The following is a 26,588-nucleotide window of genomic DNA, read 5'->3' as shown; positions in this document are numbered from 1 at the left end:
GGAACCGGTCAGCCCTTCTCCGCGCCGCTGGTCAGGCCCTCGGTGAGCAGCCGCTCGCTGGCGAAGAAGAGGATCACGATGGGCAGGGTGAGGACGACCGACCCGGCCATCAGCACCGTCTTGGGCACCTCCACGCCGTCGGCGAGCAGTGACAACCCCAGCGACACCGTCCACCGGTCCGGCTTGTCGACCAGGAACAGCAGGGCGAAGAGGAACTCGTTCCAAGCGATCATGAAGTCGTAGAGCGCGACCGCCATGATCGATGGCGCGGCGAGGGGCAGGCTGACCCGGCGGATGATGCCGAGTCGGCCGGCGCCGTCGATGGCCGCCGACTCCTCCAGACTGACCGGGATGGTCTCGAAGTAGTTCTTCAGCATGTAGACCGACACCGGCAGGGTCTGCGAGATGTAGACCAGCACCAGGCCGAACAGCGAGCCGCGCAGCCCGGCGAGGCTGAAGACCACGAACAGCGGGATCGCGATGACGATCGACGGGAACAGGTAGACGGCCAGGAACAGGAAGTCGACCTGCCGCCGGCCGAAGAACCGCAGCCGGGCCACCGCGTACGCGCCGGGGATCGCGACGAGCAGCGTGAGCACTGTCGCCGCGACGGCGACGAGGCCGCTGTTGCGGATGAAGGTGAGGAATCCCTGGCCGCCGTCGTCGGTGGCCTTGAGCACCTCGGCGTACGTGGCGACGGTCAACTCGCCGAAGCCGACGACCAGCGAGCCCGGGTCGAGTAGCAGCCGCTCGATGGGGCGCACCGAGAGCACGAGCATGTAGTAGAAGGGAAAGACGGTGACGACCAGGAACGCGGCGATCACCAGGCGGCGCAGCCAGCGCAGGCTCACCGTCTCGACCATGTCCCGGTCCATCAGCCGACCCTCCGTCCGAAGAAGCGCAGATAGATCAGCACGAACACGATGAGCACCACGGCCAAAACGACCGCCTGCGCGGCAGCCGCGCCGATGTCGGTACGGGCGGTGAGGAACTCGTACACCCGGACGCTGACCACCTCGGTGCCGGCGGCCCCGCCGGTGAGCAGGTAGACGTCGTCGAACTTGTTGAACGTCATGATGAAGCGCAGCACCCCCAGCAGGGCGATCACCGGCAGCAGCTGCGGCAGCAGGATGTGCCGGAACCGCTGGGTGGGCGTGGCCCCGTCGACGCGGGCGGCCTCCTCCAGCTCACCGGGCACCGCCTGGAGCCGGGCCAGCAGGAACAGGAACGCGAACGGGAAGTAACGCCACGCCTCGAACACGATGACCGTGGCCAGCGCGGTCGACTCCTGGGTGAGGAACGGCACGGGCGCGTCCCAGCCCAGCAGGCGCTGACCCCAGTGGTTGACGATGCCGAGCTGCGGGTCGAGCATCACCTGCCAGACGAAGGTGACCGCGACCACCGGCGCCACGTACGGCAGCAGCATGGAGGCCCGCACCAGCGTGCGGCCCCGGAACGGCCGGCGCACCACCAGCGCGGCGACCAGACCGAGTGCGATCGACCCCACGGTGCCGCCGATGCTGTAGAGCAGCGTGACCCACAGCGTGTCGGCGAAGCCGGGGGTGTGCAGCACCCGGTCGATGTTGTCCATGGTGAACTCGCCGAACAGCCCGGTCTTGCGCAGGGTGGCGAGCCGGACCCGCTGGAAGGCGAGCACCACGGTCCAGATGATCGGAATGCCGATGACCGCGATGGTGACGAGCAGGGTCGGCGCGACAAGCGCCAGCCCGGCACGGGACTCGCGGCGGCGCAGCGTCAATGGTCGGCGGCGGGGCGGCTCCGGCCGCTCCCTGGTGGGGGAGCGGCCGGTGTCGGGGGCGGCGGTGGTCAATTGACGCCCGCCTTGATCGCCTCGACGTCCTTCCTGGCCCGGCCGGCGGCGGCCGCCGCGTCGGTCTTGCCGGAGGTGAGGTCGCCGAGCACCTTGGGCACCGGCAGCTCGCCGAGCATGGCGCCGACCAGCTTGCCCTGCCCCTGGCTGAGCCCCCACCGCCCGAAGGTGTCCGGGCTGCTGCGCAGGGTGGCCAGCACCTCGTCGCCGTACACGTCGGCGAGGGGCAACTTGGCGTCCACGCCTGCCTGGCTGGTGTTCCAGGCGGTGAGGAACGCCTCCGGCTCGGCCGGGGTGCCCTTGCGCACCGGGAATCGACCCTCGGGGGACATGCCGAACCAGCGCGGGTAGCCGTCACCGAGCATGTACTCCACGAAGGACTTCGCCGGGTCGGCCGCCGCGCCGTCGAGCACGGCCCACGAGCTAATCTCGCCGTACTGCGCGGGTTCGGTGCCGTTGGGGCCCTTGATCGCGGTGACGAACCCGCTGTTCTTGGCCAGGAACGTCGGGTCGGCCTGGCACTGCGGGCAGGTCGGCTTGGCGTCGTTGCGGAGCCCGGCCAGCTCGTCGAGGATGAACGGCGACCAGATCACCATGGCCGCCTTGCCCGCGAAGTAGGTGGCCCGCGTGGTGTCCACGTCCTGCGCGCCCTTCACCGAGCTGGTGCGGATGAGGTCGCCGTAGAAGCGGAACGCCTCGACGCACTGCGGCGAATCGAGCGTCACCGCGCCCGAGTCGTCGGTGAGCTGGCAGCCGTTGGCCAGTGCCAGGTGCTCGAAGGTCTGCTGGGTGAACACGTCGCTGGGCGAGGTCGCCGCGGTGATGCCGGCGACGCCGCCGGTGTTCAGCTTCGCCGCGGCGGTGGTGATCCGTTCGTACGTGTCGGGGGCGGGCAGGCCGGCGGCGGCGAACAGGTCCTTGCGGTAGACGAGCAGTTGCCCCCACCCGTCGCTGGGCACGGAGAGCTGCTTGCCGTCGTCGGAGGTCAGCTCCAACGCTCGCGGAGAGAACGTCTGTCGGCCCAGCTTGTCGACGACCTCCGCGTTGGCCGAGGCGTGCAGCAGCTCGTTGCCGGCGAGCGTCCGGATGCCGGCCAGGGAGACCGAGCCGACCACGTCGGGCAGGTCGCCGGCGGCGGCGTTGGCGGCGATCAGGGAAGGAAACTGGTCCTCGTTGACGGTCACGAGGTCGACCTGAATCCCGGTCTTGGCGGTGAAGTCCGCGATGATCGCCTTGGTGGCGGTGACGCGGTCGGCGACGTCCTCCAGGCTCCAAACAGTGATCTTTTTGCTGTTGCTGTCTGATCCGTCATCTCCGCAGGCCAGCAGGGTGGACGCGGTCAGTGCCATGATCAGGGTGGTGGCGAGTATCCGCCTCGGAGGTGCTGACATCGGTGGCACTCCTCTCGAAGGGTACATGCCGGATTCAACACCTTCGATTGATCAATAACAAGACATATTGCGATTTTGTGTCTATCCTGGAGCCCAGTGCTACCGGGATGTGACACATGGGCAACTGGGTGGTCTCTCTCGCCGGGCCTCGACGGATCAGCCTCGAGCCCTGCCCGCCGGATCCGCTCGGCCCGGGCCAGGTCCGGGTCCGCACCTGCTACTCGGGCATCTCCGCCGGCACCGAGCTGACCCTCTACCGGGGCAGCAATCCCCGGCTCAGCAAGGACTGGGACGACGCCGCCCGCATGTTCGTCCCCCGCCAGACCCCCGTGCCGTACCCGCTGATCGGCTTCGGCTACGAGGAGGTCGGCGAGGTCGTCGAGGTGGCGCCGGGCGTCGTCGACCGGCACCCGGGGCAGCTCGTGTGGGGCATCTGGGGGCACCGGGCCGAGGCGGTGCTCGCCGCCGACGCGGTCCGGCCGCTCCCCGCCGACCTGGACCCGCTCGCGGCGGTCTTCGCCCGGCCGGGCGCGATCGCGCTCACCGCCGTGCTCGCCGGCGACCTGCACCTGGGCGACTGGGTCGGCGTCTTCGGGCAGGGCGTCATCGGGCTGCTCGCCACCCGGCTCGCCGTGCTCTCCGGCGCCCGGGTGGTCGCCGTCGACCAGGTGCCCGGCCGGCTTGCGTACGCCACCCGCTACGGCGCGCGGTCCACCGTGGATGTCGCAACCCAGTCTGCCGCCGCCGTGCTGCGCGCGGCCACCGACGGCCGGGGCGCGGACGTCTGCCTGGAGCTGTCCGGGGCGTACCCGGCGCTGCACGAGGCGATCCGCTCCACCGCACACGCCGGCCGGGTCGTGGCCGCCGGCTTCTACCAGGGCCAGGCCGACGCGCTCGGCCTCGGCGAGGAGTTCCACCACAACCGCATCCAGTTGGTGGCCGCCCAGGTCTCCGGGCCCACCCCCGCGCCGGGCATGGCCGGCCGGTGGACCGGAGACCGGGTCGCGCAGACCTTCATGGACCTGGTGGCTGAGCGCAGCGTCGACCCGTTGCCGCTGGTCAGCCACATCGTCGACGCCAGCGCGGTCGCCGACGCCCTCGCGCTGCTCGACCGCGGCGCCGGTGACGTCCTCCAAGTGGTGTTGAGGTTCTAGATGACCACCATCGCGCTGGCCTGCCAGGAACAGCTCCTGCCGGGCACCAACCTGATCCAGAAGTACGCCCTCGCCACCGCGCTCGGCTACCAGGGCATCGAGCTGCGCGGACGCGGTGACCTCGCGTTCGCCGACCGACTGCCCGAGCTGCGCCGGGCCCGCGCCGCCGGGGTGGTGATGCCCACCGTCTGCGTCGAGATGGACCACTTCATCGGCGACTTCGACCCCGCCCGGTCCGCCGACGCCGTGCGCAACCTGCGCTCCCAGCTCTCGGTCATCGCCGAGCTGGGCGGCGTCGGGGCGATGACCCCGGCCGCGTGGGGCATGTTCTCCCGGCGGCTGCCGCCGTTCGAGCCGCCACGCCCGCCGGCCGGCGACCGCCAGGTGCTCCTCGACGCCCTCGGCGAGCTGGGCGAACACGCCCGCGCCGAGGGGGTCACCCTCTTCCTCGAACCCCTCAACCGGTACGAGGACCACATGGTCAACCGGCTCGACGAGGCGGTCGCCCTCTGCGCCGCGCTCGGGCTGCCCTCGGTGCGGGTGGTCGCCGACACCTTTCACATGAACATCGAGGAGGACGACGTGCACCGGGCGCTGCGCGCCGCCGCGCCGTACCTCGGGCATGTGCAGGTCAGCGACTCCAACCGGTACCAGCCGGGCACCGGGCACCTGGACTGGCCGGCGCTCGTGCGGACCCTGCTGGAGCTGGACTACCGCGGCTGGCTGGCCCTGGAGTGCCGGCTGCGCGGCGACCCGGTCCGGGCCCTGCAACAGGCCGCCGCGGTGCTGCGGCACGCGCTGCCCCGGCAGGCCGCCGCATGACCGCCGGCGCTGTCCCCACCCGCACCGGTGGTCCGACCGATCTGGCCGGGCTGCGGCGGCTCGCCATCGCCACCCTCGACGCCAACTGGGAGCACGACCACACCGTCCCGTCGCGCACGCTCTACCCGCACCAGTGGAGCTGGGACTCCGCGTTCATCGCGATCGGGTTGGCCCACGTGCGTCCCGAGCGGGCCTGGCAGGAGCTGACGAGCCTGTTCCGGGCGCAGTGGGCCGACGGGCGGGTGCCGCACATCGTCTTCAACCCGGCGCCGCGCGTCGGCGCGTACTTCCCCGGGCCGGAGCTGTGGCGCTCGTCCGACGTCGAGGGCGCGCCGACGATGGACACCTCCGGCCTGGTCCAGCCGCCGGTGCACGCGCTCGCCGCGCTGCTGGCGTACCGGCGATCGCCCGATCCGGCCGGGCTGGCCGCGCTGGGCCGGCTCTACCCGGCGCTGGTCGCCCAGCAGCGGTACCTGGCGACGCGGCGGGACGTCGCCGGCGACGGCCTGGTGTGCGTCGTACACCCGTGGGAGTCCGGTCTGGACAACAGCCCCGCCTGGGACGAGCCGATGGCCGCGGTCGACGCCGACGCGGCGGTCATGCGCGCGTACCGTCGGCACGACACCGCGCACGCCGACGCCGCGCACCGCCCCACGGACCTGGACTACGCGCGCTACCTGGCGATCGTCGCGGCCTACCGCGACCACGGCTACGCCGACCGCGACCTGGCCGACGGCCATCCGTTCCTGGTGGAATGCCCGCTGTTCAACGCGGCGTTCGGGGCCGCCGAGCACGCGCTGGCCGAGATCGCCGCGCTGATCGGCGCGGACCCGGCCCCGCACCGGGTCCGCGCGGACCGCGTCACCGAGGCGTTGGTACGCCGGCTGTACGACCCGGGCACCGGCACGTTCCAGCCCCGCGACCTGCGCACCGATCGGCTCGTCGGCGCGCGCACCGTGCTCGGGCTCGCGCCGCTGATCCTGCCCGGCCTGCCCGCCCGGCAGGTCGACGCGCTGGTCGTCGAGGCCCGGTCGCCGCGCTTCGGGGTGGCCCGGTGGATGGATCGGCCGTTGCCGACCTACGACCGCACCGCGACCGACTTCGAACCGCTGCGCTACTGGCGCGGGCCGAGCTGGCTGAACATCGGCTGGCTGGTGCGGCGCGGCCTGCTGACCCACGGGCATCCGGAGCTCGCGGCCGGCCTGCGCCGCTCGATGATCGACCTGGTCGCGGGGGCGGGCTGCCATGAGTACTTCCACCCCGACACAGGTGCCGGGCTGGGCTCGCCGGCGTTCGGCTGGACCGCCGCGCTGCTGCTCGACCTGCTTGCCGACTGAGTCTCGCTTGCCCGGCACCGGGTGGTAGCGTGCCCGCTCTCAGCGGGGCGGGAGGCGCGCGTGCGCGAGATCGACAAGGTGGCCTGGATCCTCATCGAGGACGGACGGGTGCTGAGCACCCGTTCGCAGGGCAAGGATGTGTGGTACCTGCCCGGCGGCAAGCGCGAGCCGGGGGAGAGCGACCTGGAGACCCTGCGCCGGGAGATCGACGAGGAGCTGAGCGTCGAGGTCGACGTGCCAAGCGCGGTGCACCTGGGCACGTTCAGCGCGCAGGCGCACGGGCACGCGACCGGGATCACCGTGCGGATGACCTGCTACCGGGCCGGATACCGGGGGCGATTGCGGCCGGCCAGTGAGATCGCCGAGATGGCCTGGCTCGGGTACGCCGACCGGCACCGCACCTCCCCGGTCGACCAGCTCATCTTCGATCACCTGCTGGCGGCGGACCTGCTGCGCTGACGGCTGCTCTGGCGTGCTGACCGGCTGCGCTGCGGTGCGGACGGCGCCGTTTGGCGTCGGCGGCCCGGGGTAAGCGCGCGGCGTGACCGACAGCGCGGGCGGCGACGGGTTTCCGCATTTCATCGACGCGGTGTCCCGACGGTCCGGCCTGCCGACCGAGCAGGCCGCCGCGCTCGCCCGCGCGGTGCTTGCGACGATGGCCGAACGAGTCACCGGCGGCCCGCCGGATGATCTCACCGGACACCTTCCCGACGAGGTCGACGACTACCTGGACGGCGCGTCGCCGATCCCGCCCGCGGACCTGTCGAGCCCGTCTGCGGATGTGGCGGGTCTGCCTGCGGACCCGGCTGGCTCGCCAGTGGACCTGGCTGGCTCGCCCTCGGTCCTGGGGCCTGGTTCGGTTACCGGCCCGACCGACGGCGTTGACGGGCTCGAGACCGGTGTGGGCCTCGACGTCGGCGGGCCTGTCGCGACGCCGCCACCAATGGACGCCGGCCCAGCGGAGTTCCTGCGCCGGGTGGCCCAGCGCGCCGGGGTGGACCCCGCCACGGCACGGGCCGGTACCGGAGCGGTCTTCGCGACCCTGCGGGAGGCGGTGACCGTACGGGAGTTCCGGGAGATGGTCGCGCGACTGCCCCGCGACGACGATGGCGGCGCCGCGACCGATCCGCCCGTTCGGCCCGACCCGTTCACCCGCTGACCCTCGCACGCGCCCCCGTCGGCGCTTTGGGCCGCCAAGATCCACCCGACTTCCAGCAAGTCGGGGCATCCCGGCCCGCGGATACCGCGATTTCCAGGAAACGGAGTGGATCGTCGCGGGCGCTCTGTCATTCGCCGAACCGCTCCCTGAAGGTGCGGATGAAACTCTTGGTCACCTCTTCCACGAAAACCCGGGGTTCGGTGTCGAAGTTCGTCAGCATTGCGCGAGCACCGGGCAGGTCGCCCGATACCGCCAAACAGACAGCCAGAGTGCCGTACTCGACCTGTGACTTCGGTCGGCCGACGAGTGTCTCGATCATCGCCGACAACGTCTGGTTGCCGACGAGGAAGGGCTCACCGTAAGTCGTTAGATCGGCGACCACCTGGGCAACGGCCTCCTCGGCCCGCTCCGGCGACGCGACCCACCACCGAAGGGGGGTGATGTTTGGCGTCGCTGCCTCCCGGAGCAGATCGCCCATGGTCGCGCCGACCTGGCAGACCGTGCTGGTGCGCCGGAAAAGTCTTCGCTGAAGGTCAGCAATGCCAGCATGCTCGACGCCAAGGGCTGGGGTGAGCGAGATGCCGCCGTCGCCGGCGAGGTTCACGCTCAAATGAAAGACGACCTCCGTAGAGGGTGCGCGGATGAAGGCCACCTCGTCGTGGGGCACCAGGCGGTGCTGCCGCCATCCAGCGGGTGCCAACTGCTCGGCCAGCCGATCGACCACCAACGTCCGTATCGGGCTGACATGCTCCGGCCGTGACCTCATGACGCGATCATGGCACGCACGGTTCGGCGAAAGCGCCGCCGAACGGCCACCTGGTGCCCGGCTGGGAGGCGCGGGTGTTCTTCACCTGCCCGGGACCGCCCATCGCCTAGGACCGTGCCGGTGATCGACTCGGTTTCGCCGATATCGGGGTGTCCCCACGACCGGGATACCCCGATATCGCTGATGTGGGGGTCGATAAAGCCCGCGGCGGGCGACTAGGCGTCGGCGTCGGGTAGGTCGTCCGGCTCGGTGACCCACGCCGAGAAGACCGGCACCCCGTGCCACCGCCCGGTGACGCCGTCGGCCCTGCTGTCGGTGGCGACGGCCACCACGGCGTACGGGTGGCCGAAGCGCAGCTCGGCGGTGCGGGCGACGCCCTCCGGCGGCAGGCTGACGGTGCCGAACATCCCGGTGACCGCCGCCGCCTCGAAGCCGTACCGGCCATACCGGGCCATCGCCACCTGCCGCGCCTCGAAGCCCTGCACCGGCTGGGCGAGTGCCCCGGCCAGCGCCGCCGTGGCCGCCGGGAAGCCCAGCGGCTCGGCGGTCAGGTCGTGCTCGCTGCGGGCCGACCAGCAGGGGAGCACCGCGCTGTGTCGTTCCTCGCGGCCGTCGCGGGCCCGGGTCCGGACCCGCTCCTCCCGCAGCGTCCACAGCGCGGTCTCGCCGAGCGGCAGGTCGAACAGCGAGCGCCGTCCGGCCGGTTGCGCGCCGTCGGCCGCGCCGGCACTGAGGTCGTACGCGATGGCGAGCACATCGGTTGGCGGCACGTGCGGTGCGGCGGCCACCGAGAGCACCACCAGCCCCGCGCCGTCGGTCGCCTGGGCCCGGGCGGCGTGCACGATCACGTCGCCGGCCCGCTCGGTCGTGACGATGGCCCCCTGGTGCCCGTGGTCCGGGCTGCGCAGCGCTCGCCGTAGGTCGCGCGCCCAGGCGCTGGCCGGGCCGAGCGCGCGGGCGTCGGTGACCTCGAACGGCTGGGCCCAGGAGATCCGGGTGGCCAGCGCGCTGGCCAGGGCGAAGACGACGTCCGGGCTGACCTTCAGGGGGAACGTCTCGATCAGGCCGTGGGTGTGCTCGCGTGCCCACGCGTCCAACCCGGCCTGGTCGGGCAGCGTGCCGACCTCGGTCGCCGCCGGCAGCGCGGCCCGCCACCCGGCCGGCCACCCGGCCGGCTCGTCGGTGAGCCGACCCGGTCGGAGCCAGAGCGCGGTGGCGGAGGCGACCAGCGGATGCGGCGCGTCCAGCAGGGCGCGGGCAACCTCCGCCGCGCGGGCCAGGTCCGTGCCCAGGGCGTCCGCCAGCTGCCCGGTCGCCGGGTCGGTGTCAGCCGTGGCCGCGCTGAGGGCGAGCAGCAGCCAGGCCCCGAGCGGGGAGGCGACGTGATGCCGGTCGCCGATCGTGGCGTGCAGCCGCTCGGCGTACGCGGAAAGCGGCTCGTGCAGGTCCGTCGTCATGTCCCCACTCTGCCCGTCGTACCGGGGTCCGGCATCTCCGCCGGCCCTGCTCACGACCACAGCTCGAACGGTTCGTCGATCTGCTCGCCGGCCAGGAAGGGCGTGATCAGCCGGGGGAGCTGGCCGGGATAGAACCGCTCCTCGCTGGCCACCACCTCCGGCAGCGGCCACCACCGGAAGCCGAAGTAGTCCTCACGCTCGTAGTCGAGCCGGTCCGCCTCGTCCACGTCCGGCCCGGGCCCGTTCAGCCGTACGGCGACGATCACCTCGTCCTGGACGTGGCGCAGCTGGCGGTGCAGGAAGCTCGCCCGTCGCCGCCAGGTCGGTGCGCCCACCTGGTCGGCGGTGATCACGATGCCGGTCTCCTCGCGCAGCTCCCGCACGGCCGTGTCCCGGTACGTCTCACCGCGGTCCATACCGCCGCCAGGCAACTCCCACCAGGTGCCCAGCCGGGGATGGTCCGGGTCACGGGTGTGGAACAGCAGTACCCGTTCGGTGTCGTCGGAGACGACCACGCGCACCGCGCGCCGCTCGAGGATCGGCAGGTCGTCGGGCAGTTCGTCCATCGGGCCAGTCTGCCGCAGTGCGTCGACTCCGGCGGGCCGCGCCGGGGCCGGTAGGCTGCCCGCCGTGGCTGGTCTCTTGAGGAACGTGGCGCAACGCATCTCCCGGGTAGGCGCGGCAATCCCGTCGCCCCGGCGTACCGGGCCGGCTCCGGCGCGGGTGGCCCGCCCTCGCCAGGTGAGCGCGTTGCAGCGGCGCGAGCTGAGCTACGCGCCGGAGGTCGACGGCCAGGCCGACCCGGGCGAGATCGTCTGGACCTGGGTGCCGTACGAGGACGACCCCCGCCAGGGCAAGGACCGCCCGGTGCTGGTGGTCGGACGGCACAGCCGGACGCTGTTCGGGCTGATGCTGTCCAGCCAGAGCGAGCGGGACGGTCAGCGGCACTGGTTCGCGCTCGGCCCCAGCGAGTGGGACCGCGACAAGCGGCCGAGCTGGGTCCGGCTGGACCGCGTGCTCACCATGCGCGAGGACAGCATCCGCCGCGAGGGCGCCGTGCTGGACCGGCCCCGGTTCGACCGGGTCGGGCAGGCGCTGCGCGCCGGCTACGGCTGGCGCTGACCGTACCCCCTGGCACGCCCGGGGCCGGACGGCCCGTCAGGCCGGCTCGCGGCTCGGGCCCACCGCGGCGCCCTGCGCCTCCGGCGGCGGGTACGGCTGCTCGGCGAGCAGCCGGGCCAGGTGCGCGCTGTTGAGCGCGAGGGCCTTGGTGGTGCGGCCGGTGGTGTCCGGCTTGGGGCCGGCGTCGCGGTAGTCCACCTTGTGCAGTGCCTCGCCGACCCAGTAGGTCGCGCCGGCCGCCGCGAGGGTGAAGCCGACCTCGCTGAGCGCGCCCTGGATTTCGGCGATGGTGTGGTGCGCGCCGTCCTCGTTGCCGACGACCGCGACGCCGGCCACCTTGCCGTAGGTGAGCAGCCGTCCCTCGTCGTCGGTCTCGGACAGTTCGGCGTCCAGGCGTTCGAGGACCATCTTGGTGACGCTGGCGGGCTGGCCCAGCCAGATCGGTGTGGCGATGATGAGTATCTGGGCCGCGAGCAGCTTGGCGCGGATCGCGGGCCAGCCGTCGCCGTCGCCCTCGTCCGTCGACACCCCGAAGCGCACGCCGTGGTCGACCACCCGCACGATCTCGCCGTCCACGCCTTGGCGGGTGAGCTCCGCCACCACCTCGCGACCCAACTGGTCGGAGCTGGACGGGGTTGGCGACGGCTTGAGCGTGCAGTTGAGGACGAGGGCGCGAATGCTCACCACGACGGGTTCCTCTCGGCGACGGGACGGCCGGGTTCCCCATACCCGGTCTCCGGGGTGACTCACCAGGGATCTCCTGAACGGGTTGACAGACAGCGGATGAGCTGTAAATTCAACTCATCGGTTAATCATCTAGGTGGTTGAAAGCGACATGACAGCAGGCCCGGTCAGTGCCGTGTTCGCCGCGCTCGCCGACCCGACCCGCCGCGCCATCCTGGCCCGACTGGCGACCGGCGAGGCGACGGTGAACGAACTGGCGGAGCCGTTCCCGATCAGCCTCCAGGCGATCTCCAAGCACCTCACGGTGCTGGAGCGTGCCGGGCTGATCGTGCGGACCCGCGAGGCGCAGTGGCGGCGCTGCCGGCTCGACCCGGCGCCGCTGCGCACCCTCGCCGAGTGGGTCGACCAGTACCGCCGGCTCTGGGACGAGCGCCACGACGCCCTGGACGACTACCTACGCGACCTGAAGGAGACCAGCCGTGACCGAAACCCGTGACCTGACGATCGACATGTCCTCCGACCGGGACATCACGATGACCCGGTCGTTCGACGCCCCGCGCGACCTCGTCTTCGCCGCACACACCCAGGCCGAACACCTCAGGCACTGGTGGGGCCGGGGCAATCCGCTGGACGTCGAGATCGACTTCCGCGAGGGCGGTCGCTACCGCTTCGTCGAGCACGCCCCGGACGGCAACGAGTACGCCTTCCGGGGCGAGTTCCAGGAGATCGTCGCGCCGGAGCGGATCGTGCAGACGTTCGAGTTCGAGGGCATGCCCGGCCAGGTGGCGGTGGAGACGCTGGTCTTCACCGAGCAGGACGGCCGCACGGTGCTCACCGGCACCACCCGCTTCGACACCACCGAGCAGCGCGACGGCATGGCCGGGTCCGGGATGGCGCAGGGGGTAGCCGAGTCGTACGCCGCACTGGAGCGCCACCTGTCCACAATGCGCTGACGGCTGAGGCGGGAGGGCGGGAAGGCCGGGACGAAACAGAAATGGCAGGGACGTCGCGCTCCCTGCCACCTCCAACATATAGCGCACCGGGGGTCTTGCGGCAAGACCCGGGTGCTGCCGCAGAATCTCCACCCGAAGCCCAGAACTGGGAAAATCGGGGGATCTCGTGATCGATGTGATCATTGCCGGCGGCGGGCCGACCGGTCTGATGCTGGCCAGCGAGTTGCGACTGCACGGTGTGCACGTTCTCGTGCTGGAGAAGGACGCCGAGCCGACCCGCTACGTCCGTTCGCTGGGTCTGCACGCGCGCAGCATCGAGGTGCTGGACCAGCGCGGTCTGCTGGAGCGCTTCCTCGCCCTGGGCACGCGGCATCCGCTCGGTGGCTACTTCGCCGCGATTCCCAAGCCGTCGCCGGGCGGTCTCGACAGTGCCCACGCGTACGTCCTCGGTATTCCGCAGACCACCACCGACCGGCTGCTCGCGGAGCACGCCGTCGAGGTCGGCGTCGAGGTCCGCCGCGGCTGCGAACTGGTCGGGCTGAGCCAGGACGACAACGGGGTGACGGTGGAGCTGGCCGACGGTACGCCGCTGCGGTCGCGCTACCTCGTCGGCTGCGACGGCGGCCGGAGCACGGTCCGTCGGCTGCTCGGGGTCGGCTTTCCGGGTGAACCCAGCCGGGTCGAGTCGCTGCTGGGCGAGATGGAGGTGGGCGTACCGGCGCAGACGGTCGCCGACGTGGTGGCCGAGGTCCGCAAGACGCACCTGCGGTTCGGCCTCGGGCCGCTCGGGGACGGGGTGTACCGGGTTCTCGTGCCCGCCGCGGGGGTCACCGAGGATCGCTCCGTCCCGCCGACCATCGAGGAGTTCCAACAGCAACTGCGGGCGTACGCGGGCACCGACTTCGGCGTGCACTCCCCGCGCTGGCTCTCCCGCTTCGGCGACGCCACCCGGTTGGCCGAGCGCTACCGGGTCGGTCGGGTGCTGCTGGCCGGAGACGCGGCGCACATTCACCCGCCCACCGGCGGGCAAGGGCTCAACCTCGGCATTCAGGACGCGGTGAACCTCGGTTGGAAGCTGGCCGCCGCGGTCAACGGCTCGGCGCCCGACGGGCTGCTGGACAGCTACCACGCCGAGCGGCACCCGGTGGCCGCCGACGTGCTCATCAACACCCGCGCGCAGATGTTCCTGCTGTCCCCCGAACCGGGGCAGCAGGCAGTCCGCCACCTGCTGTCGGAACTGATGGACTTCGAGGACGTCAACCGGTACCTGATCGAGAAGGTCACCGGCCTGGGGGTCCGCTACGACTTCGGCGCGGGCCACGAGCTGCTCGGTCGGCACCTGCGGGACGTGCGGCTGACGCGGGGACGGCTCTACGACCTGCTGCACGGCGGTCGTGGGCTGCTGCTCGACCAGACCGGCCGGCTCTCGGTCGACGGGTGGGCCGACCGGGTCGACCACGTCGTCGACGTCAGTGCGGAACTGGACGTACCCGCGGTGCTGTTGAGGCCGGACGGCCACGTGGCCTGGGCCGGCGACGATCAGACCGACCTGGTGGGTCAGCTGCCCCGGTGGTTCGGCGGACCCGCCACCTGAGACGGACCCGCCACCTGACCGGTCACCACTCCGCGAGGCGGGCGCTGTCGACGAGTTGGCGGGGCGACCGCGGGCCGGCGAGGCTCTTCGCCTGGTACATGGCCGCGTCGGCGCGGCTGAGCGCGTCGGTGAGCTGGGCCGGACCGGTCACCGGGGCGAGCCCGACCGAGGCGGTGACCCGGACGCTGCACCCACTGAGCCGGATGGGCGCGGCGACAGTCTCGCTGAGACGTCGGGTGGCGTGCTCGATCCAGCGCCGGTCGACTGTCGGGCTGGCGAGCAGGCCCGCGAACTCGTCGCCGCCGAGGCGGGCGACGAGGTTGTCCCCGGCGAACCCGGCCAGCCGTTCGGCCACGCTGATCAGCACCTGGTCGCCGGCGGCGTGCCCGTACCGGTCGTTGATCTGCTTGAAGTCGTCGAGGTCGAGCACGATGGCGATCAGCGGCTGGCCGTCGGCGTTGGTGAGCAGCGCGGCCGCGAGGCGGTAGAAGGCGCGTCGGTTGGGCAGCCCGGTGAGCGGGTCGTGGCTGGCGGCGTGCCGTTCGGCGGCCAACTCGGCCTGGAGGTGCCCGATCTCGGCCTCGGCCCGCAGGGCCCGTCGGCGCATTTGCCAGGAGGAGAGCAATGCTCCCGCCGCACAGATGCCGGAGGCGACGCTCATCGGATCCGGCACGAGACCTCCCATCGCCGCGACCGCCTCCAGCCTTCGGTCTCGCGGCGCGGTGCCGCGTCGGGCAGTTTTCCCTGGTGGTTGCCCCAGTCGGGGTAACGCAAAGTGAACGGATAAGCACCGATCACGTGCGTTATCATGCTCGCCGTCCGGTGCAGATGCAATAGCAGATGCACGTGCATAACCGTCCACTGTCGATACCGCACCCTCGCCGTCACCGCTCCTCCCACGGGCACCGGCGGGCTCGTGAGCAGAAAGACGCCTCTCATGCAACAGCCACCCAATGGCGTTCCGATTACTCAGTTGCCCCCGCTGAGCTGGCAGAAGAGCCGCCGCAGCAACCCGAGCGGCAACTGCGTCGAACTCGCCGAACTGCCCGGGGGAGCCGGCATCGCCGTTCGCAACTCGCGCCATCCGGAGGGACCCGCGCTGATCTACACAGTGGACGAGATCGCCGCGTTCGTGCTCGGCGCACGCGACGGCGACTTCGATCACCTGATCAACTGACCGGTCGTCGAAGGCCGTCCCGGGGACGGGACTGAATCGCCGGTCCGGAGGAGTTCACCTCACTGTCGGTCCATGGCATGCTTACACGTCGGCCGGGCTGGGTGCCCGACCGCGTGGTCGGTATCCGGAGGTCCGCACGTGACGATGGTTCCCGCCGAGGGCGGCCCGACAACCGGGCCGACCGTGCTGCGCATGCTGCTCGGCGCCCAACTGCGCCGCCTGCGGGAGTCCAGCGGGGTGACCCGGGAGGGCGCCGGGTGGGAGATCCGCTCCTCCGAGTCGAAGATCAGTCGGATGGAGCTGGGGCGGGTCGGCTTCAAGGAACGCGACGTGTCCGACCTGCTCACCCTGTACGGCGTCAGCGACGAGGGCGAGCGCGCGGCACTGCTGAAGCTCGCCCGGGACGCCAACAGCCCCGGCTGGTGGCACCGCTACGGGGACGTGCTGCCCAGCTGGTTCCAGTCGTACCTGGGCCTGGAGGCGGCGGCCGCGCTGATCCGCAGCTACGAGGTGCAGTTCGTCCCCGGCCTGTTGCAGACCCGGGAGTACGCTCGCGCGGTCGTGCTGCTCGGGCACGGCGGGGCCGGCGCCGCCGAGATCGATCGCCGCGTGGAGTTGCGGATGCAGCGCCAGCAACTACTGCACCGGGACAACCCGCCGCAGCTCTGGGCCGTGGTGGACGAGGCGGCGCTGCGCCGTCCGATCGGCGGCGCCGAGGTGATGCGTGAGCAGCTCGTCGCGCTCATCGAGGCGACCAAGTCGCCCACCATCCGGCTACAGGTCATCCCGTTCGCCGCCGGGGGCCACGCGGCGGCCGGTGGCGCCTTCACCATCCTGCGCTTCGGCGACCAGGAGCTGCCCGACATCGTCTACATCGAACAGCTCACCAGCGCCATCTACCTCGACAAGCGCGAGGACCTCGACTATTACGCCGTGGCCATGGAGCGGTTGTGCGTCGAGGCCGAGCCGCCGGAGCGTACGCCGGAGATCCTCGGTCAACTGCTGGAGGAGCTCTACCCGCAGTGAGCGCCCGGCCGGGGTCGCCCTGAGGGTTCGCAGAATCGTATTGACCGTCGCCAACCCGTCGGGTTAGTCTCTGTATCGATCCAGTCTGAATCGATACAGAGAGGTGCCGGGTGAAGCCAACACTGCAAGCCGTGGCGGACGCCGTCGGCGTCTCCCGCAGCACCGTGTCCAACGCCTACAGCCGCCCCGACCAGCTCTCCACGGCACTGCGCGAGCGGATCCTCGACGCCGCCCGTCAACTCGGCTACCCGGGGCCCAATCCCACCGCCCGCTCCCTGCGCCGCGGCTTCGTCGGCTCGATCGGGGTCCTGTTCACGTCGCAGCTGTCGTACGCCTTCACCGACCCCTTCGCGATCCGCTTCCTCACCGGGGTGAGCGGCGCCGCCGAGCGACACGGCACCAGCATGCTGCTGGTGCCGCTCCCACCGGCGCAGACCGACGCCCGCCGGGCGGTGGAGAACGCCGCCGTCGACGGCTTCTGCGTCTACTGCGTCGCCGACGAGGAGTGGGCGTTGGACGTGATCCGGGCGCGCGGGCTGCCGTACGTCAGCACGGCGTCGCACGACGACGCCGGCGCGGACGAGCGGTTCGTCGGCATCGACGAGCGGGCCGCGGCTCGCAGCGTCGCCGCGCACGTGGCCGGCCTCGGTCACCGCCGGGTGGCCCTGCTCGCCGACGCCGTGCTGCCCGACGCGCCGGCCGGCCCCGTCACCCTGTCCGGGGTGCACGAGGCGTGGCACCCGACCACCCGCGGCCGGCTTGCCGGCTTCGCCGACGCGTTCGCCGAGGTCGGCGTCGGCTGGGCGGAGCTGACGCTGGTCAACGCCCTGGGCAACAGCCGCCAGGCCGCGGCCGCCGCCGTCGCCGGCCTGTTCGACGGGCCCGCACCGCCGACCGCCGTGCTGGCCGGCTCCGACGTCCTCGCCCTCGGTGTGCTCGACGCGCTGGCCCAGCGGCCGGGCGGCACCAACCCGCCGGTCTCGGTGACCGGCTTCGACGACATTCCCGAGGCCGCGTCGGCCGGCCTCACCACCGTCCGGCAACCCGCCGAGGAGAAGGGCCGGATCGCCGCCGAACTGCTGCTCGACCCACCCGCGGACGCCGCAGCCGGTCAGGTGCTGCTGCCCACCGCACTCGTCGTCCGGGCCTCCACCGGACCTGTCCCGAGGAGTTGACCATGGAATTCCCGACCGGCTACGTCACCGCTCTCGACGCGATGAACCGACACGTCAACTCGGCCCGACCGGACGCCCCGGTCCAGGCCGAGCGACCCCGCCGGGCGCTGCTCGCCCCGACCCGACAGGTGACCGCCGTCGCCCTGCGCCGGCTCGCCGACCGGATCCAGCCCCGACCGATGCCGACGGTGACCCGCTGCTCCTGACCCATTTGGGCACGCATGGGACGAGCGGTGCCGGGCCGGACACGCAGAGTGGTCGAAGGGGCACTCGCCAGGCAGACTGGTGAAGCCATGTCACCCTTCACGCCCACCCTCCGCCTCCACGACCGCTACGTCCTGCACGAGCGGATCGGGCTCGGTGGCATGTCCGAAGTGTGGCGGGCCGACGACGAGGTGCTCGGCCGGCCCGTCGCGATCAAGGTGCTCGCCGGGCAGCTCGCCGCCGACCCGCAACTGCGGGCCACCATCCAGCGCGAGGCCCGCGCGGCCGCCCGGCTCACCCACCCACACGTCACCCAGGTGTACGACTACGCCGAGGCGACCCTGACCGGCGGCGTCGTCGTCCCGTACCTGGTGATGGAGCTGGTCGAGGGCCACAACCTGGCCGACCGGCTGCGCAACGGCCCCCTGCCCTGGCCGGAGGCGGTCCGCGTGGCCGGGCACATCGCCGCCGCGCTGGCCGCCGCGCACCGCATCGGCGTGGTGCACCGCGACGTCAAGCCGGGCAACGTCATGCTCACCGACACCGGCGCCAAGGTCCTCGACTTCGGCATCGCCGCGCTCGGCGGGCTCGACAGCCAGTCTGGCGAGCCGCTGATGGGCACACCCGCGTACTTCGCCCCCGAGCGCCTCGCCGCCGGTCCGCCCGACCCGGCCAGCGACGTGTACGCCCTCGGCGCGCTGCTCTACCGCACGCTCACCGGCCAGGCGCCCCTGCCCGTGCAGAGCTGGGAGGACGCCCTCGAGGTGCACCGGCGGGGCACACCGGTGCCGCCGCTGCGGGTGGACGGCCTGCCCGCCGACATCGCCGAGCTGACCCTCGCCTGCCTCGCCGCCGACCCGGCCCGCCGGCCGAGCGCCGCGCAGCTGGCCCGCCGGTTCGGCGCCGGTCAACCGGTCGAGCCCCCCACCGAGCTGCTGCGCATCGTGGCGCCCGCCTCGGCGGCCCACCCGCCGACCCTGATCGACCGCTCGGCCGCGCGTCCCGTGCCGGTCGCGGCCGTGCCGGCCCGCCGCCGATCGCGCCGACCCCTGGCCCTCCTCGTCACGGCCGGTCTCGCCGTGCTGGTCGGCCTCGGCGCGCTGCTCACCCAGGGCCTCGGCGCACCCGACACAACCGGGTCCGGGCAGGTCGCGGCCCCGCCGTCGACCTCCGCCCCGACACCCGCGCCCAGTACGCAGGCACCGAGGCCGCCGGCATCGGCGTCTCCGTCGCCGCCGACCGCCAGCGCCGCGCCCTCGACCGTCGGTCAGCAGGTGCCGGTCAGCTTCCGCCAGGTCAGCGACGAGTTCACCGACGTGCTCGCTGCGGCGGTGGCCCGCGGAGATGTCGACCGCAAGACCGCCCAGGACCTTCGCGACGACCTCGCCGACGTGAACCGACGGTCCAAGGACCGCGAGCGGCGCATCGCCGACCTGCGAAACACCATCGCCGAGCTGGTGGACCGTGGCCGGCTGCCGCGGCAGACGGGCGCCCACCTCGACGAACTGCTCAATCAGGCCCGCGGGCTGCCCGCCGGGCGCACCGCCGACTGAGGGCATCTGTCGTAGTCTCACCGGCATGACGACGAAGCAGACGCACACCCTCGCCTTGCCCGGCGTCGAGCTGGTCTACGACGTCCGCGGCCCCCTACCCCCGGGCGGCGGGCGTCCCGCGCTGCTCATGATCGGCCAGCCGATGACAGCGGAGGGCTTCGACGCGCTCGCCGCGCACTTCACCGACCGCACCGTCGTGACCTACGACCCGCGCGGCCTCGGCCGCAGCGTCCGCACCGACGGCCGGTCCGACCACACGCCACAGCAGCAGGCGGCCGACCTGCACCTGCTCATCGAGGCGCTCGACGTCGGCCCGGTGGACGTGTTCGCCAGCAGCGGCGGTGCGGTGACCGCACTCGAACTCGTCGCGGCCCATCCCGGCGATGTCGTCACGCTGGTGGCCCACGAGCCGCCGATCAACGCGGTGCTCCCGGACGTCACGGCAGCCGAGCGCGCTCAGGCCGCCTTCTACGAGGCGTACCAGGCGAAGGGATTCGGCGCCGGCATGGCCGCGTTCATCGCGATGACGTCGTGGCAGGGCGAGTTCACCGACGCCTACTTCGCCCAGCCCGCGCCCGACCCCGCGATGGTCGGCATGCCGACCGACGACGACGGCAGCCGCGACGACCCGCTGCTGTCAAAGAGCTCGTGGGCGATCACCGACTACCAACCCGACGCGAGCGTGCTCACGGCGTCCCCGACCCGGATCGTGATCGCGGTCGGCGAGGAGTCGGCGGGCACGTACACCGCCCGTACGGCCCTCGGCACGGCGGCGCTGCTCGGCCAGGAGGCCGTGGTGTTCCCGAGTCACCACGGCGGCTTCCTCGGAGGCGAGTTCGGCTATGCGGGCAAGCCCGAAGAGTTCGCCGCACGGCTGCGCGAGGTGCTGGACGCCGGCTGACGGCCGTCATCTCGTACGGACGGCTGATCCATCCGCGTACGTCGCTGGCATGATGGGCCGATGCGAACACGGCTGATCTTCGTGCGGCACGGCGAGTCGGTCCACCAGGTCGATGGGATCGTGGGCGGCCCGCACGGATGCCGCGGGCTGACGCCGCTCGGCCACGACCAGGCACACCGGCTGGCCCAGCGGCTCGTCGACGACTACGCCGTCGAGGGGCCGCTGGCGGTGTACTCGTCCGTGCTGCGCCGCACCGTCGAGACCGCGCAGCCCATCGCCGCGGCGTTCGGCGTCCGCCCGCTGGCCGACTGCGGCCTGTGCACCTGGCACACCCCGCCGTACGCGGACGGGCTGCCGGTCACCCGCTTCCGCACCGAACACGCGGTGCCCGGTGGGGGAGTGTTCCGGCCGTTCGAGGACGGCAACGAGAGCTGGGCCGAACTGGTGGTGCGCGTCAGTCGCGCCATCATGGAGATCGCGCACCGGCACCGGGGCGGCACCGTGGTCCTGGTCGGCCACAGCGAGACCGTCGAGGGCGCCTTCCACGCGCTCGCCGCGCAGCCGATCTTCCGGGCGTTCGACCTGGACGTGCCGCCGGCCTCGATCACCGAGTGGGTCACCGACCAGGACACCGGCGGCTGGCCGCCGGCCCGCTGGACCCTGCGCCGCTTCGGTGACACCGCCCCGGTCGGCCAGAGCGTGATCCAGTAACGCCGCGCCGGCGCCTTACTCGCTGAGGATCTGCTCGCGCAGGATCTCCGCGTGCCCGCAGTGCTGAGCCAGCTCGCGCAGCACGTGCAGGTACACCCAGTTCAGCGGCAGCGGACCGCGCCGGTTGCCGCGCAGCAGGTCGTCCAGACCCAGTGACGCCGTCGCGCGGCGCGACGCCTCGCACGCCTCGCGGTGGGCCTGCTGGACGGTGGCGATCGTGTCGCCGTCATCGAGGATGAACGACTCGTCCGGCGTCGCCGGGATCCCGATCTCGGTGCGCGACCGGCACGTGACGGCCTCGTCGAACCAGACCTTCTCGACGAAGGTCGCGTGCTTCACCAGACCCAGCAGCGTCGTCCGCGATGGCACCAAAGAGCGACGCGCCTGCTCCTCGGTCAGCCCGTCCAGGGCGCCGTTGAGCGCTCCGCGGTGTTCGTCGATGAACGCCTCGACCTGTGCCTGGGCCGGCTGATTCACGACATCTTCGGCGAACGTCGGCGGGAAGATGGTCATGGACCGAAGCATCTCAAGGGCGGTCACCTGTGAGCAACGTCGGCACTCACGAGCCGAAGGAGACGAGGGCACCGCGTTCGTCGAAGACGGCGGTGCCCGCCCAGGCGATCTCCCAGCGGTTGCCCTCCGGGTCGGCGATGTAGGCCGAGCGGCCACCCCACGGGCGGTCGGTCGGCTCCGCCACCACCGTCGCCCCCATCGCGACGGCCGCCGCGAAGGCCTTGTCGACCTCGGCGCGGTCATCGACGTTGCAGGCGAGGGTCACGCCGGACCAGCCGCCGGCCGGACCGGCGACGCCGGGTGCCGCCTCGGCGGCCAGATCCGGCAGCGGATAGAGCGCGAGCAGAACGCCACCGAGCAGGAACGCCGACCAGCCGTCGTCGCTCGCCGACAGCTCCGGCCAGCCCAGGGAGCGGTAGAACGACCGAAGCGAACCCATGTCGCGTACGCCCAGAGTGACCACGGACAGCCGAGAGGGGATCGCACTCATGGCCCCGATCCTGCCGCAGCGGTACGACAACCGGTCCCTCGTCGGGGGCCCTCGGCCCGGTCGTCGACTCCGGCGGCACCCTCAGTGGAGGGTCGTGGCGGTCCACTCGCCCGGTGCCGTGCCCACCCGGGCGGTCACCTCACCCCGCGGTGTCCAGATGGCCGACCGTCCCGCCGCCTCGGTGTAGCCGCCGCCGGTGGACCCGGCGAAGCTCGCCACCGCCACCCAGACCCGGTGTGTCGTGGCGATCCGCTGGGCCCGCTCGTCCGGAACGCCAGCGTCGCGCGCCAACTCCAGCACCCCCGCCGCGTACACGTCAATGCCGAGCGCGGCCGTGCGCTGCGCGTGCGCGGCGACGCCGGTGTCCTTGCAGACCGCCAGCCCGATCCGCCACCCGTCCACATCGAGCACCCTTGGTGTGTCGCCCGGCCGGAAGCGCTGCGCCTCCGCGCCGCCGAGCCACATCTTCCGGTACGCCACGGTCACCCCGTCGCCGGTCACCGCCAGCACCCCGATGTGGTCACCGGCCACCGGCGCACCGGTCAGCGCCAGCGTGCCCGCCTCGGCGCACGCGTCGACCAGCGGCGCCAACCGGGGGTCGTCCACCGACACGACCGGGCCCTGCAACTCGTACCCCGTCAGGGACAGCTCCGGGAAGACCACCACCCGGGCGCGCGCCGCGCGGACCGCGTCGGCGTGCGCCCGCGCGTTCTGTGCGACATCCAGGGGTACGCACGGCGGCTGCGCCACCGCGAGCCGCAACGGGGTGCGGTTTTCCGCACGCCCGCCGGTGGGGGCGACCCGCGGGGTCGGATGGTCCGCCTCATGGTCGATTCTCAGGATCGGTTCGTAGCGTGGGGACATGATTCGAACGTCGCACGCCGTGCTCGCCACCGGAACCCCCGCCGCCGCGGCCGAACCGCCCGAGGGCGGAATCGTCGGCTACGTCAGCGATCTGGTGGAACGGCTCGGCGGGCCGGGCGCCGGTCTGGCGGTGGCGCTGGAGAACCTGTTCCCGCCGATCCCCAGCGAGGTCATCCTGCCGCTGGCCGGCTTCGTGGCCGCGCAGGGGCGGATGAGCCTGCTCGGCGCGATCTTCTGGACCACGCTGGGCTCGGTGCTGGGCGCGCTGGCGCTCTACCTGATCGGCGCGTCCCTGGGCCGGGAGCGGATGCGCGCCATCGTCGCCCGACTGCCGCTGGTGAAGCTCAGCGACGTGGACCGGACCGAGGCGTGGTTTCTCCGGCACGGCGTGAAGGCGGTGTTCTTCGGCCGGATGATCCCGATCTTCCGGAGCCTGATCTCCATCCCGGCCGGGGTGGAGCGGATGCCGGTGCGGATCTTCCTGCTCTACACGACGCTGGGCAGCCTGATCTGGAACACCACCTTCGTGCTCGCCGGATACCTGCTCGGCGACAACTGGCACCTCGTCGAGGGCTACGTCGGCACACTCCAGAACGTCGTGATCGTCGCGTGCGTCGCGGCCGTCGCCTGGTTCGTCGGCTCCCGGGTGCTGCGGGCCCGCCGCGCCGCGCGAAACCCCGAGTCGGCCGACCGTCCCTGGTCGGACTCGGGTCCTTCTCGGGATGGTGCGCCACCGTCGGGGATGCCGGATCCGGGCGGTCGGGGCACCCTCTACCGGGGCGGCTCCTGGGCCTCGGACGAGCGCTAGCCCGCCGCCTTGTCAGACGTCTTAGGTGGGGACGCGAGACGGTGACAGGGGAGCGGCGGACCCGCCCGTGGTGGGCTCGGCTGCCGCAGCCCACCCACATCGACGATGGGTTGCGTGCCGCGCTGGAGATCCGCGAGCGCTGGCCCGACACCGGCGTCCTCGTGCTCTCCCAGTACGTCCAGCGGCGCTACGCCGCCCGGCTGCGCGCGGACCGTCCCGAAGGAATCGGTCGCCCAGGTGGATGACTCCCTCGACGCCTCGACCGGGTCGCCGCCCGGGGCCCCGCGCTCAACCCGGAGGTGGTTAGCCAGGTGGCGGCCGGATCGGAGCGACCCGACCCGTTCGGCCGACTCACCCCGCACGAACGGGACGTCCTGCACGAAATGACCCACGGGCACACCAACGCCGCTGTCGCCCAGCGGTCGCACGTGTCGCAGAGCGCCGTGGGGAAGCACGTCAACGCCATCTGCGACAAGCTCGGCCTCGCCCACACGACCGGCTACAGCCGCCGTATCCCCGCTGTCCTGCGCTACCTCTGCATCCCTTTCCTAAAGATCAAGCCGGATCGGGGAGGCCGGGATGTCCCGATCGCTCGCACCATCCGGTATCGGACATTCCGGGTGGATCGTCACCCGACGGCTCGCTCCGGCCCTCGGATGCGGTTGGTCTGGGGCGTGCTGTCCGGTTGCGAGGCCCGATGGGGTGTGAGCGGGTGCATCCCTGGGCCGGAATCGTGGCGGGCCGGGGGTCGTTACATACCCTGACGATCGCAGGACCACGGCCACCGTGCCCCGCCCAACCGGTGGGGGAATGGGCGGCCGGGTCGGGTCGTTGCAGACCCCCGACCGACCGTGGGCCCGCCCCCGGGTCCGCTGCCAGGTCCCGCTGAGGGCCCGGGAATGACCCCGGACCGGCGGTCGTTACACACGGTCCCGGCGCCACGAGCGACCCCCTCGCCCGTCGGCCGCCGCCCCGGCACCGCGAGGGCCTCGCCCCGCAGGGTGCCGACCCGAAACTTTCCCCCTGCTTTTTGCAGCGCCCGACGAGGTGCTCACATCCGCGTCACCGTCCCCCCGGTGGTGGCGTGTGGTGTTCCTACCCCCGAAGGAGCTACCCCCATGAACACGATCTTCCGTAAGAGCATGCTGTCCGTTGCTGGTCTCGCGTTCGCCGGTGGTGTCTTCGCCGGCCCGATCGCCCATGTCGCCACCCCGAGCACGGACGCCCGTCCGGTGGCCGTGGTGCAGGCCGACAAGCCCGACACGAGCAAGCTGATCCCGCACGGCACCCAGGGTGCCCAGTCGCACATCGACCTGAATGACGAGCAGACGGCCAACGCCAAGGCGATCATCGCCGCGACGAAGAAGGCGGGCCTGCCCGAGCGGGCCGCGGTCATCTCGATCGCGACGAGCCTGCAGGAGTCGAAGCTGGAGAACCTCGGCCACCTCGGCGATATGAACGATCATGATTCGCTGGGTCTGTTCCAGCAGCGTCCGTCCAGTGGTTGGGGCACGCCGGAGCAGATCACCAACCCCGAGTACTCCACCACGGCGTTCCTCAAGGGCCTGCGTCAGGTTGACGGCTGGCAGGACATGCCGCTGACCGAGGCCGCGCAGACCGTGCAGGTCTCGGCGTACCCGGACGCCTACGCCCAGTGGGAGCAGCAGGCCGCCGACCTGGTTGGCCAGTACTGGAACAGCTGACCCACCGCACCATCCGACCGACTGGCCGGCACCCCCCGGGGTGCCGGCCATCGGCATGTCCACCCGCCGGCTCGCCCGGAGTCGCTGGCCTGGCTTGGCCTGCTCGGCCTGGTCCGGGCCTGCTCGCCCTGGTCCGGCCCGGCTCCGCCCGGCCTCGGCCCGGTCTGGCCCAACTTGGCTCGGCTTGGTCCGGCTCGGCCAAGCCGGGGCCGGCCCGGCTCCGGCTTGGCCCGACTCGGGCGCGGGCCGGTCGGCCCGGCCCCGCCCGAACGGGATGTCGCGGCGCAGATCTTGGACAGTTTCCGTTCCGAGCTGACGGAAACTGTCCAAGATCTGCGCCGGAGCGGGAACACCGGGAGGCGTCGGCTGGTTGTGAACCAGTGTCGGTGTGACTCAGTGTCCCCGGGCCTCACCTACATAGCCCTCGCGGAATACCGTTCGGCTGGAGCCGCGTCGCGCCACTCGCCGAGAGGCGACCTGCACACCGACACCGGCGCCGCCCCCGACCAGATGGTCGGGGGCGGCGCTTTCTGTGCCCAGCGGGCACGATGACCCGACCTCGGTCGCGGCACAATGTTCCGGTGACCGCCGCGCAGATCTGGTCGGAGCAGTCCGGGTTGCTCGTACTGCCGAGCGGTGCGGTGGTGCGTGGACGCCGCATCGCCGCGACCGCCTCGCCTGCCGACTTCGCGCTGCTGTTGGCGCCCGGTCCGGCGCCGGCGTGGCCATTCCGGCGGATCAGGTGGCCCGACTTCTGGGTGCCGCTCGATCGGGCGGACGCACTCGACGCGTTGCGTGCGGCGCTGCGGAGGGCACGCGACGGCGAACGCGTTGAGGTGGCCTGCCGGGGCGGGGTCGGCCGGACGGGAACGGCGTTGGCCGCGCTGGCGATCCTCGACGGCCTGCCGGCGGAGCGGGCGGTGCCCTGGGTCCGGGCGGGCTACCACCCGAAGGCGGTCGAGACACCCTGGCAGCGGCGCTGGCTGCGCCGCGTCGCCTGACCGCTGGTGTCGCCGGCCACGCGGTAGGGCCGGCCCGTCCTCGACCGCTGGCGTGGGCCGCCCCACCGCGTCGCGTCGGCCCGCGCACCCGCGCGCCGGCCGCTGGCGTCGCCAGCCCGCCCGCACCGTCGACTCGGCCCACCGCTGGCGTCGGCCGCCCGCGCCGTCGGGCTCGCTCGCACGCCGTGCGGC

At 72.3% G+C, this 26,588-nt stretch carries 32 protein-coding genes; 21 read left to right on the top strand and 11 right to left on the bottom strand.

Annotated features, from left to right (window positions below):
• Nucleotides 1–8: 8 nt before the first annotated feature.
• From ACFYPH_RS17335 to ACFYPH_RS17325, 3 genes are read right to left on the bottom strand one after another with little or no spacing between them, the layout of a single operon-like run.
• Entirely contained in the window at nucleotides 9–875 is an 867-nt protein-coding gene (locus ACFYPH_RS17335; protein WP_355136754.1) for a carbohydrate ABC transporter permease, read from the bottom strand.
• On the bottom strand, nucleotides 875–1,831 hold the full coding sequence (locus ACFYPH_RS17330) for a sugar ABC transporter permease (protein WP_355067410.1): 957 nt from the start codon (nucleotides 1,829–1,831) through the stop codon (nucleotides 875–877). The genes ACFYPH_RS17335 and ACFYPH_RS17330 overlap by 1 nt, the downstream gene beginning before the upstream one ends.
• Complete coding sequence (locus tag ACFYPH_RS17325) at nucleotides 1,828–3,222, bottom strand: extracellular solute-binding protein (protein ID WP_363936343.1); 1,395 nt, start codon at nucleotides 3,220–3,222, stop codon at nucleotides 1,828–1,830. The genes ACFYPH_RS17330 and ACFYPH_RS17325 overlap by 4 nt, the downstream gene beginning before the upstream one ends.
• A gap of 116 nt (nucleotides 3,223–3,338) precedes the next feature.
• On the opposite strand from ACFYPH_RS17325, the gene ACFYPH_RS17320 reads away from it, so the two are divergent.
• The 5 genes from ACFYPH_RS17320 (at nucleotide 3,339) to ACFYPH_RS17300 (ending at nucleotide 7,694) form a co-directional block, all read left to right on the top strand.
• Nucleotides 3,339–4,376, top strand: coding sequence for a zinc-binding alcohol dehydrogenase (locus tag ACFYPH_RS17320; protein ID WP_355136761.1), 1,038 nt, complete (start codon nucleotides 3,339–3,341; stop codon nucleotides 4,374–4,376).
• Entirely contained in the window at nucleotides 4,377–5,198 is an 822-nt protein-coding gene (locus ACFYPH_RS17315) for a sugar phosphate isomerase/epimerase family protein (protein WP_354860033.1), read from the top strand. It begins immediately after the preceding gene.
• Complete coding sequence (locus tag ACFYPH_RS17310) at nucleotides 5,195–6,535, top strand: hypothetical protein (RefSeq protein ID WP_355067402.1); 1,341 nt, start codon at nucleotides 5,195–5,197, stop codon at nucleotides 6,533–6,535. Before ACFYPH_RS17315 ends, ACFYPH_RS17310 begins: the two co-directional genes overlap by 4 nt.
• A 60-nt stretch (nucleotides 6,536–6,595) precedes the next feature.
• Nucleotides 6,596–6,994: an NUDIX domain-containing protein gene (locus ACFYPH_RS17305; protein ID WP_387182784.1), complete on the top strand. Its 399-nt coding sequence runs from the start codon at nucleotides 6,596–6,598 to the stop codon at nucleotides 6,992–6,994.
• A gap of 82 nt (nucleotides 6,995–7,076) precedes the next feature.
• Nucleotides 7,077–7,694: a DUF2267 domain-containing protein gene (locus ACFYPH_RS17300; RefSeq protein ID WP_387182781.1), complete on the top strand. Its 618-nt coding sequence runs from the start codon at nucleotides 7,077–7,079 to the stop codon at nucleotides 7,692–7,694.
• 127 nt (nucleotides 7,695–7,821) lie between these two features.
• Here ACFYPH_RS17300 and ACFYPH_RS17295 read toward each other — a convergent pair whose 3' ends face one another.
• The 3 genes from ACFYPH_RS17295 to ACFYPH_RS17285 all read right to left on the bottom strand — a co-directional run bounded on the left by ACFYPH_RS17295 (nucleotide 7,822) and on the right by ACFYPH_RS17285 (nucleotide 10,483).
• Entirely contained in the window at nucleotides 7,822–8,418 is a 597-nt protein-coding gene (locus tag ACFYPH_RS17295; protein ID WP_387182778.1) for a hypothetical protein, read from the bottom strand.
• A 257-nt stretch (nucleotides 8,419–8,675) separates the two neighbouring features.
• Entirely contained in the window at nucleotides 8,676–9,917 is a 1,242-nt protein-coding gene (locus tag ACFYPH_RS17290) for a hypothetical protein (protein WP_387182775.1), read from the bottom strand.
• Between the two features lie 50 nt (nucleotides 9,918–9,967).
• Entirely contained in the window at nucleotides 9,968–10,483 is a 516-nt protein-coding gene (locus tag ACFYPH_RS17285; protein ID WP_363936492.1) for an NUDIX domain-containing protein, read from the bottom strand.
• A gap of 64 nt (nucleotides 10,484–10,547) precedes the next feature.
• Between ACFYPH_RS17285 and ACFYPH_RS17280 the strand changes: the two genes are divergently transcribed.
• Nucleotides 10,548–11,039, top strand: a complete 492-nt coding sequence (locus ACFYPH_RS17280) for a type II toxin-antitoxin system PemK/MazF family toxin (protein WP_387182772.1) — start codon at nucleotides 10,548–10,550, stop codon at nucleotides 11,037–11,039.
• A 36-nt stretch (nucleotides 11,040–11,075) separates the two neighbouring features.
• On the opposite strand, the gene ACFYPH_RS17275 is transcribed toward ACFYPH_RS17280, so the two are convergent.
• Complete coding sequence (locus ACFYPH_RS17275; protein WP_355067389.1) at nucleotides 11,076–11,726, bottom strand: NAD(P)H-dependent oxidoreductase; 651 nt, start codon at nucleotides 11,724–11,726, stop codon at nucleotides 11,076–11,078.
• A gap of 148 nt (nucleotides 11,727–11,874) precedes the next feature.
• Between ACFYPH_RS17275 and ACFYPH_RS17270 the strand changes: the two genes are divergently transcribed.
• The 3 genes from ACFYPH_RS17270 to rox all read left to right on the top strand — a co-directional run bounded on the left by ACFYPH_RS17270 (nucleotide 11,875) and on the right by rox (nucleotide 14,270).
• Entirely contained in the window at nucleotides 11,875–12,219 is a 345-nt protein-coding gene (locus ACFYPH_RS17270) for an ArsR/SmtB family transcription factor (RefSeq protein ID WP_387182769.1), read from the top strand.
• The gene (locus tag ACFYPH_RS17265) at nucleotides 12,203–12,676 is read left to right on the top strand and encodes an SRPBCC family protein (RefSeq protein ID WP_355067385.1); all 474 of its coding nucleotides are present in this window, start codon (nucleotides 12,203–12,205) and stop codon (nucleotides 12,674–12,676) included. Before ACFYPH_RS17270 ends, ACFYPH_RS17265 begins: the two co-directional genes overlap by 17 nt.
• Before the next feature lie 166 nt (nucleotides 12,677–12,842).
• Entirely contained in the window at nucleotides 12,843–14,270 is a 1,428-nt protein-coding gene (rox, locus tag ACFYPH_RS17260; protein WP_355067383.1) for a rifampin monooxygenase, read from the top strand.
• A gap of 22 nt (nucleotides 14,271–14,292) precedes the next feature.
• Here the strand turns inward: rox and ACFYPH_RS17255 are convergent, their stop codons facing one another.
• Nucleotides 14,293–14,943 carry a GGDEF domain-containing protein gene (locus ACFYPH_RS17255; RefSeq protein ID WP_387182765.1) on the bottom strand — a complete coding sequence of 217 codons (651 nt, stop codon included), beginning with the start codon at nucleotides 14,941–14,943 and terminating at the stop codon, nucleotides 14,293–14,295.
• 264 nt (nucleotides 14,944–15,207) lie between these two features.
• On the opposite strand from ACFYPH_RS17255, the gene ACFYPH_RS17250 reads away from it, so the two are divergent.
• The 7 genes from ACFYPH_RS17250 (at nucleotide 15,208) to ACFYPH_RS17220 (ending at nucleotide 21,017) form a co-directional block, all read left to right on the top strand.
• Nucleotides 15,208–15,447, top strand: a complete 240-nt coding sequence (locus ACFYPH_RS17250; RefSeq protein WP_234588179.1) for a DUF397 domain-containing protein — start codon at nucleotides 15,208–15,210, stop codon at nucleotides 15,445–15,447.
• A gap of 138 nt (nucleotides 15,448–15,585) precedes the next feature.
• Entirely contained in the window at nucleotides 15,586–16,473 is an 888-nt protein-coding gene (locus tag ACFYPH_RS17245; RefSeq protein WP_387182762.1) for a helix-turn-helix domain-containing protein, read from the top strand.
• A 131-nt stretch (nucleotides 16,474–16,604) separates the two neighbouring features.
• A complete protein-coding gene (locus ACFYPH_RS17240; RefSeq protein ID WP_387182759.1) occupies nucleotides 16,605–17,648 on the top strand; it encodes a substrate-binding domain-containing protein in 1,044 nt (347 codons plus the stop codon).
• 2 nt (nucleotides 17,649–17,650) lie between these two features.
• On the top strand, nucleotides 17,651–17,854 hold the full coding sequence (locus tag ACFYPH_RS17235; RefSeq protein ID WP_354859992.1) for a hypothetical protein: 204 nt from the start codon (nucleotides 17,651–17,653) through the stop codon (nucleotides 17,852–17,854).
• An 87-nt stretch (nucleotides 17,855–17,941) separates the two neighbouring features.
• Entirely contained in the window at nucleotides 17,942–19,405 is a 1,464-nt protein-coding gene (locus ACFYPH_RS17230; RefSeq protein WP_387182756.1) for a serine/threonine-protein kinase, read from the top strand.
• Nucleotides 19,406–19,430: 25 nt separating this feature from the next.
• Nucleotides 19,431–20,306 (top strand): alpha/beta fold hydrolase, encoded by an 876-nt coding sequence (locus ACFYPH_RS17225; protein ID WP_387182753.1) that lies wholly within the window; start codon nucleotides 19,431–19,433, stop codon nucleotides 20,304–20,306.
• A 60-nt stretch (nucleotides 20,307–20,366) separates the two neighbouring features.
• The gene (locus tag ACFYPH_RS17220) at nucleotides 20,367–21,017 is read left to right on the top strand and encodes a histidine phosphatase family protein (protein WP_354859985.1); all 651 of its coding nucleotides are present in this window, start codon (nucleotides 20,367–20,369) and stop codon (nucleotides 21,015–21,017) included.
• 15 nt (nucleotides 21,018–21,032) lie between these two features.
• Here the strand turns inward: ACFYPH_RS17220 and ACFYPH_RS17215 are convergent, their stop codons facing one another.
• The 3 genes from ACFYPH_RS17215 to ACFYPH_RS17205 all read right to left on the bottom strand — a co-directional run bounded on the left by ACFYPH_RS17215 (nucleotide 21,033) and on the right by ACFYPH_RS17205 (nucleotide 22,782).
• A complete protein-coding gene (locus tag ACFYPH_RS17215; RefSeq protein ID WP_387182750.1) occupies nucleotides 21,033–21,530 on the bottom strand; it encodes a DinB family protein in 498 nt (165 codons plus the stop codon).
• A 46-nt stretch (nucleotides 21,531–21,576) separates the two neighbouring features.
• Nucleotides 21,577–22,020 carry a VOC family protein gene (locus tag ACFYPH_RS17210; protein WP_387182747.1) on the bottom strand — a complete coding sequence of 148 codons (444 nt, stop codon included), beginning with the start codon at nucleotides 22,018–22,020 and terminating at the stop codon, nucleotides 21,577–21,579.
• Nucleotides 22,021–22,101: 81 nt separating this feature from the next.
• Entirely contained in the window at nucleotides 22,102–22,782 is a 681-nt protein-coding gene (locus ACFYPH_RS17205) for a carbon-nitrogen hydrolase family protein (protein ID WP_387183148.1), read from the bottom strand.
• Nucleotides 22,783–22,882: 100 nt separating this feature from the next.
• On the opposite strand from ACFYPH_RS17205, the gene ACFYPH_RS17200 reads away from it, so the two are divergent.
• The 5 genes from ACFYPH_RS17200 to ACFYPH_RS17180 all read left to right on the top strand — a co-directional run bounded on the left by ACFYPH_RS17200 (nucleotide 22,883) and on the right by ACFYPH_RS17180 (nucleotide 26,396).
• Nucleotides 22,883–23,692, top strand: a complete 810-nt coding sequence (locus tag ACFYPH_RS17200) for a DedA family protein (protein ID WP_354859979.1) — start codon at nucleotides 22,883–22,885, stop codon at nucleotides 23,690–23,692.
• A gap of 41 nt (nucleotides 23,693–23,733) precedes the next feature.
• A complete protein-coding gene (locus tag ACFYPH_RS17195) occupies nucleotides 23,734–23,937 on the top strand; it encodes a hypothetical protein (protein ID WP_355136801.1) in 204 nt (67 codons plus the stop codon).
• 54 nt (nucleotides 23,938–23,991) lie between these two features.
• A complete protein-coding gene (locus ACFYPH_RS17190; RefSeq protein WP_363936466.1) occupies nucleotides 23,992–24,456 on the top strand; it encodes a LuxR C-terminal-related transcriptional regulator in 465 nt (154 codons plus the stop codon).
• Between the two features lie 354 nt (nucleotides 24,457–24,810).
• Nucleotides 24,811–25,395: a hypothetical protein gene (locus ACFYPH_RS17185; RefSeq protein ID WP_387182743.1), complete on the top strand. Its 585-nt coding sequence runs from the start codon at nucleotides 24,811–24,813 to the stop codon at nucleotides 25,393–25,395.
• Between the two features lie 581 nt (nucleotides 25,396–25,976).
• Nucleotides 25,977–26,396, top strand: a complete 420-nt coding sequence (locus ACFYPH_RS17180) for a protein-tyrosine phosphatase family protein (protein ID WP_354863339.1) — start codon at nucleotides 25,977–25,979, stop codon at nucleotides 26,394–26,396.
• Nucleotides 26,397–26,588: the final 192 nt, after the last annotated feature.

This window comes from Micromonospora sp. NPDC005252 (assembly GCF_042872475.1).
GTDB lineage: Bacteria > Actinomycetota > Actinomycetes > Mycobacteriales > Micromonosporaceae > Micromonospora.
The sequence above is the reverse complement of the archived record's forward strand: the minus strand, read 5'-3'. Positions and strand labels throughout refer to the sequence as shown.

Bases quoted from the DNA above. Each gene is read 5' to 3' on its own strand.
- ACFYPH_RS17325 (WP_363936343.1), bottom strand. From the start codon at position 3,222: ATGTCAGCACCTCCGAGGCGGATACTCGCCACCACCCTGATCATGGCA.
- ACFYPH_RS17215 (WP_387182750.1), bottom strand. From the start codon at position 21,530: ATGACCATCTTCCCGCCGACGTTCGCCGAAGATGTCGTGAATCAGCCG.
- ACFYPH_RS17290 (WP_387182775.1), bottom strand. From the start codon at position 9,917: ATGACGACGGACCTGCACGAGCCGCTTTCCGCGTACGCCGAGCGGCTG.
- ACFYPH_RS17335 (WP_355136754.1), bottom strand. From the start codon at position 875: ATGGACCGGGACATGGTCGAGACGGTGAGCCTGCGCTGGCTGCGCCGC.
- ACFYPH_RS17225 (WP_387182753.1), top strand. From the start codon at position 19,431: ATGACGACGAAGCAGACGCACACCCTCGCCTTGCCCGGCGTCGAGCTG.
- ACFYPH_RS17235 (WP_354859992.1), top strand. From the start codon at position 17,651: ATGGAATTCCCGACCGGCTACGTCACCGCTCTCGACGCGATGAACCGA.
- ACFYPH_RS17320 (WP_355136761.1), top strand. From the start codon at position 3,339: ATGGGCAACTGGGTGGTCTCTCTCGCCGGGCCTCGACGGATCAGCCTC.
- ACFYPH_RS17285 (WP_363936492.1), bottom strand. From the start codon at position 10,483: ATGGACGAACTGCCCGACGACCTGCCGATCCTCGAGCGGCGCGCGGTG.
- ACFYPH_RS17315 (WP_354860033.1), top strand. From the start codon at position 4,377: ATGACCACCATCGCGCTGGCCTGCCAGGAACAGCTCCTGCCGGGCACC.
- ACFYPH_RS17210 (WP_387182747.1), bottom strand. From the start codon at position 22,020: ATGAGTGCGATCCCCTCTCGGCTGTCCGTGGTCACTCTGGGCGTACGC.
- ACFYPH_RS17250 (WP_234588179.1), top strand. From the start codon at position 15,208: ATGCAACAGCCACCCAATGGCGTTCCGATTACTCAGTTGCCCCCGCTG.
- ACFYPH_RS17185 (WP_387182743.1), top strand. From the start codon at position 24,811: ATGAACACGATCTTCCGTAAGAGCATGCTGTCCGTTGCTGGTCTCGCG.
- ACFYPH_RS17310 (WP_355067402.1), top strand. From the start codon at position 5,195: ATGACCGCCGGCGCTGTCCCCACCCGCACCGGTGGTCCGACCGATCTG.
- ACFYPH_RS17270 (WP_387182769.1), top strand. From the start codon at position 11,875: ATGACAGCAGGCCCGGTCAGTGCCGTGTTCGCCGCGCTCGCCGACCCG.
- ACFYPH_RS17230 (WP_387182756.1), top strand. From the start codon at position 17,942: ATGTCACCCTTCACGCCCACCCTCCGCCTCCACGACCGCTACGTCCTG.
- ACFYPH_RS17220 (WP_354859985.1), top strand. From the start codon at position 20,367: ATGCGAACACGGCTGATCTTCGTGCGGCACGGCGAGTCGGTCCACCAG.
- ACFYPH_RS17200 (WP_354859979.1), top strand. From the start codon at position 22,883: ATGATTCGAACGTCGCACGCCGTGCTCGCCACCGGAACCCCCGCCGCC.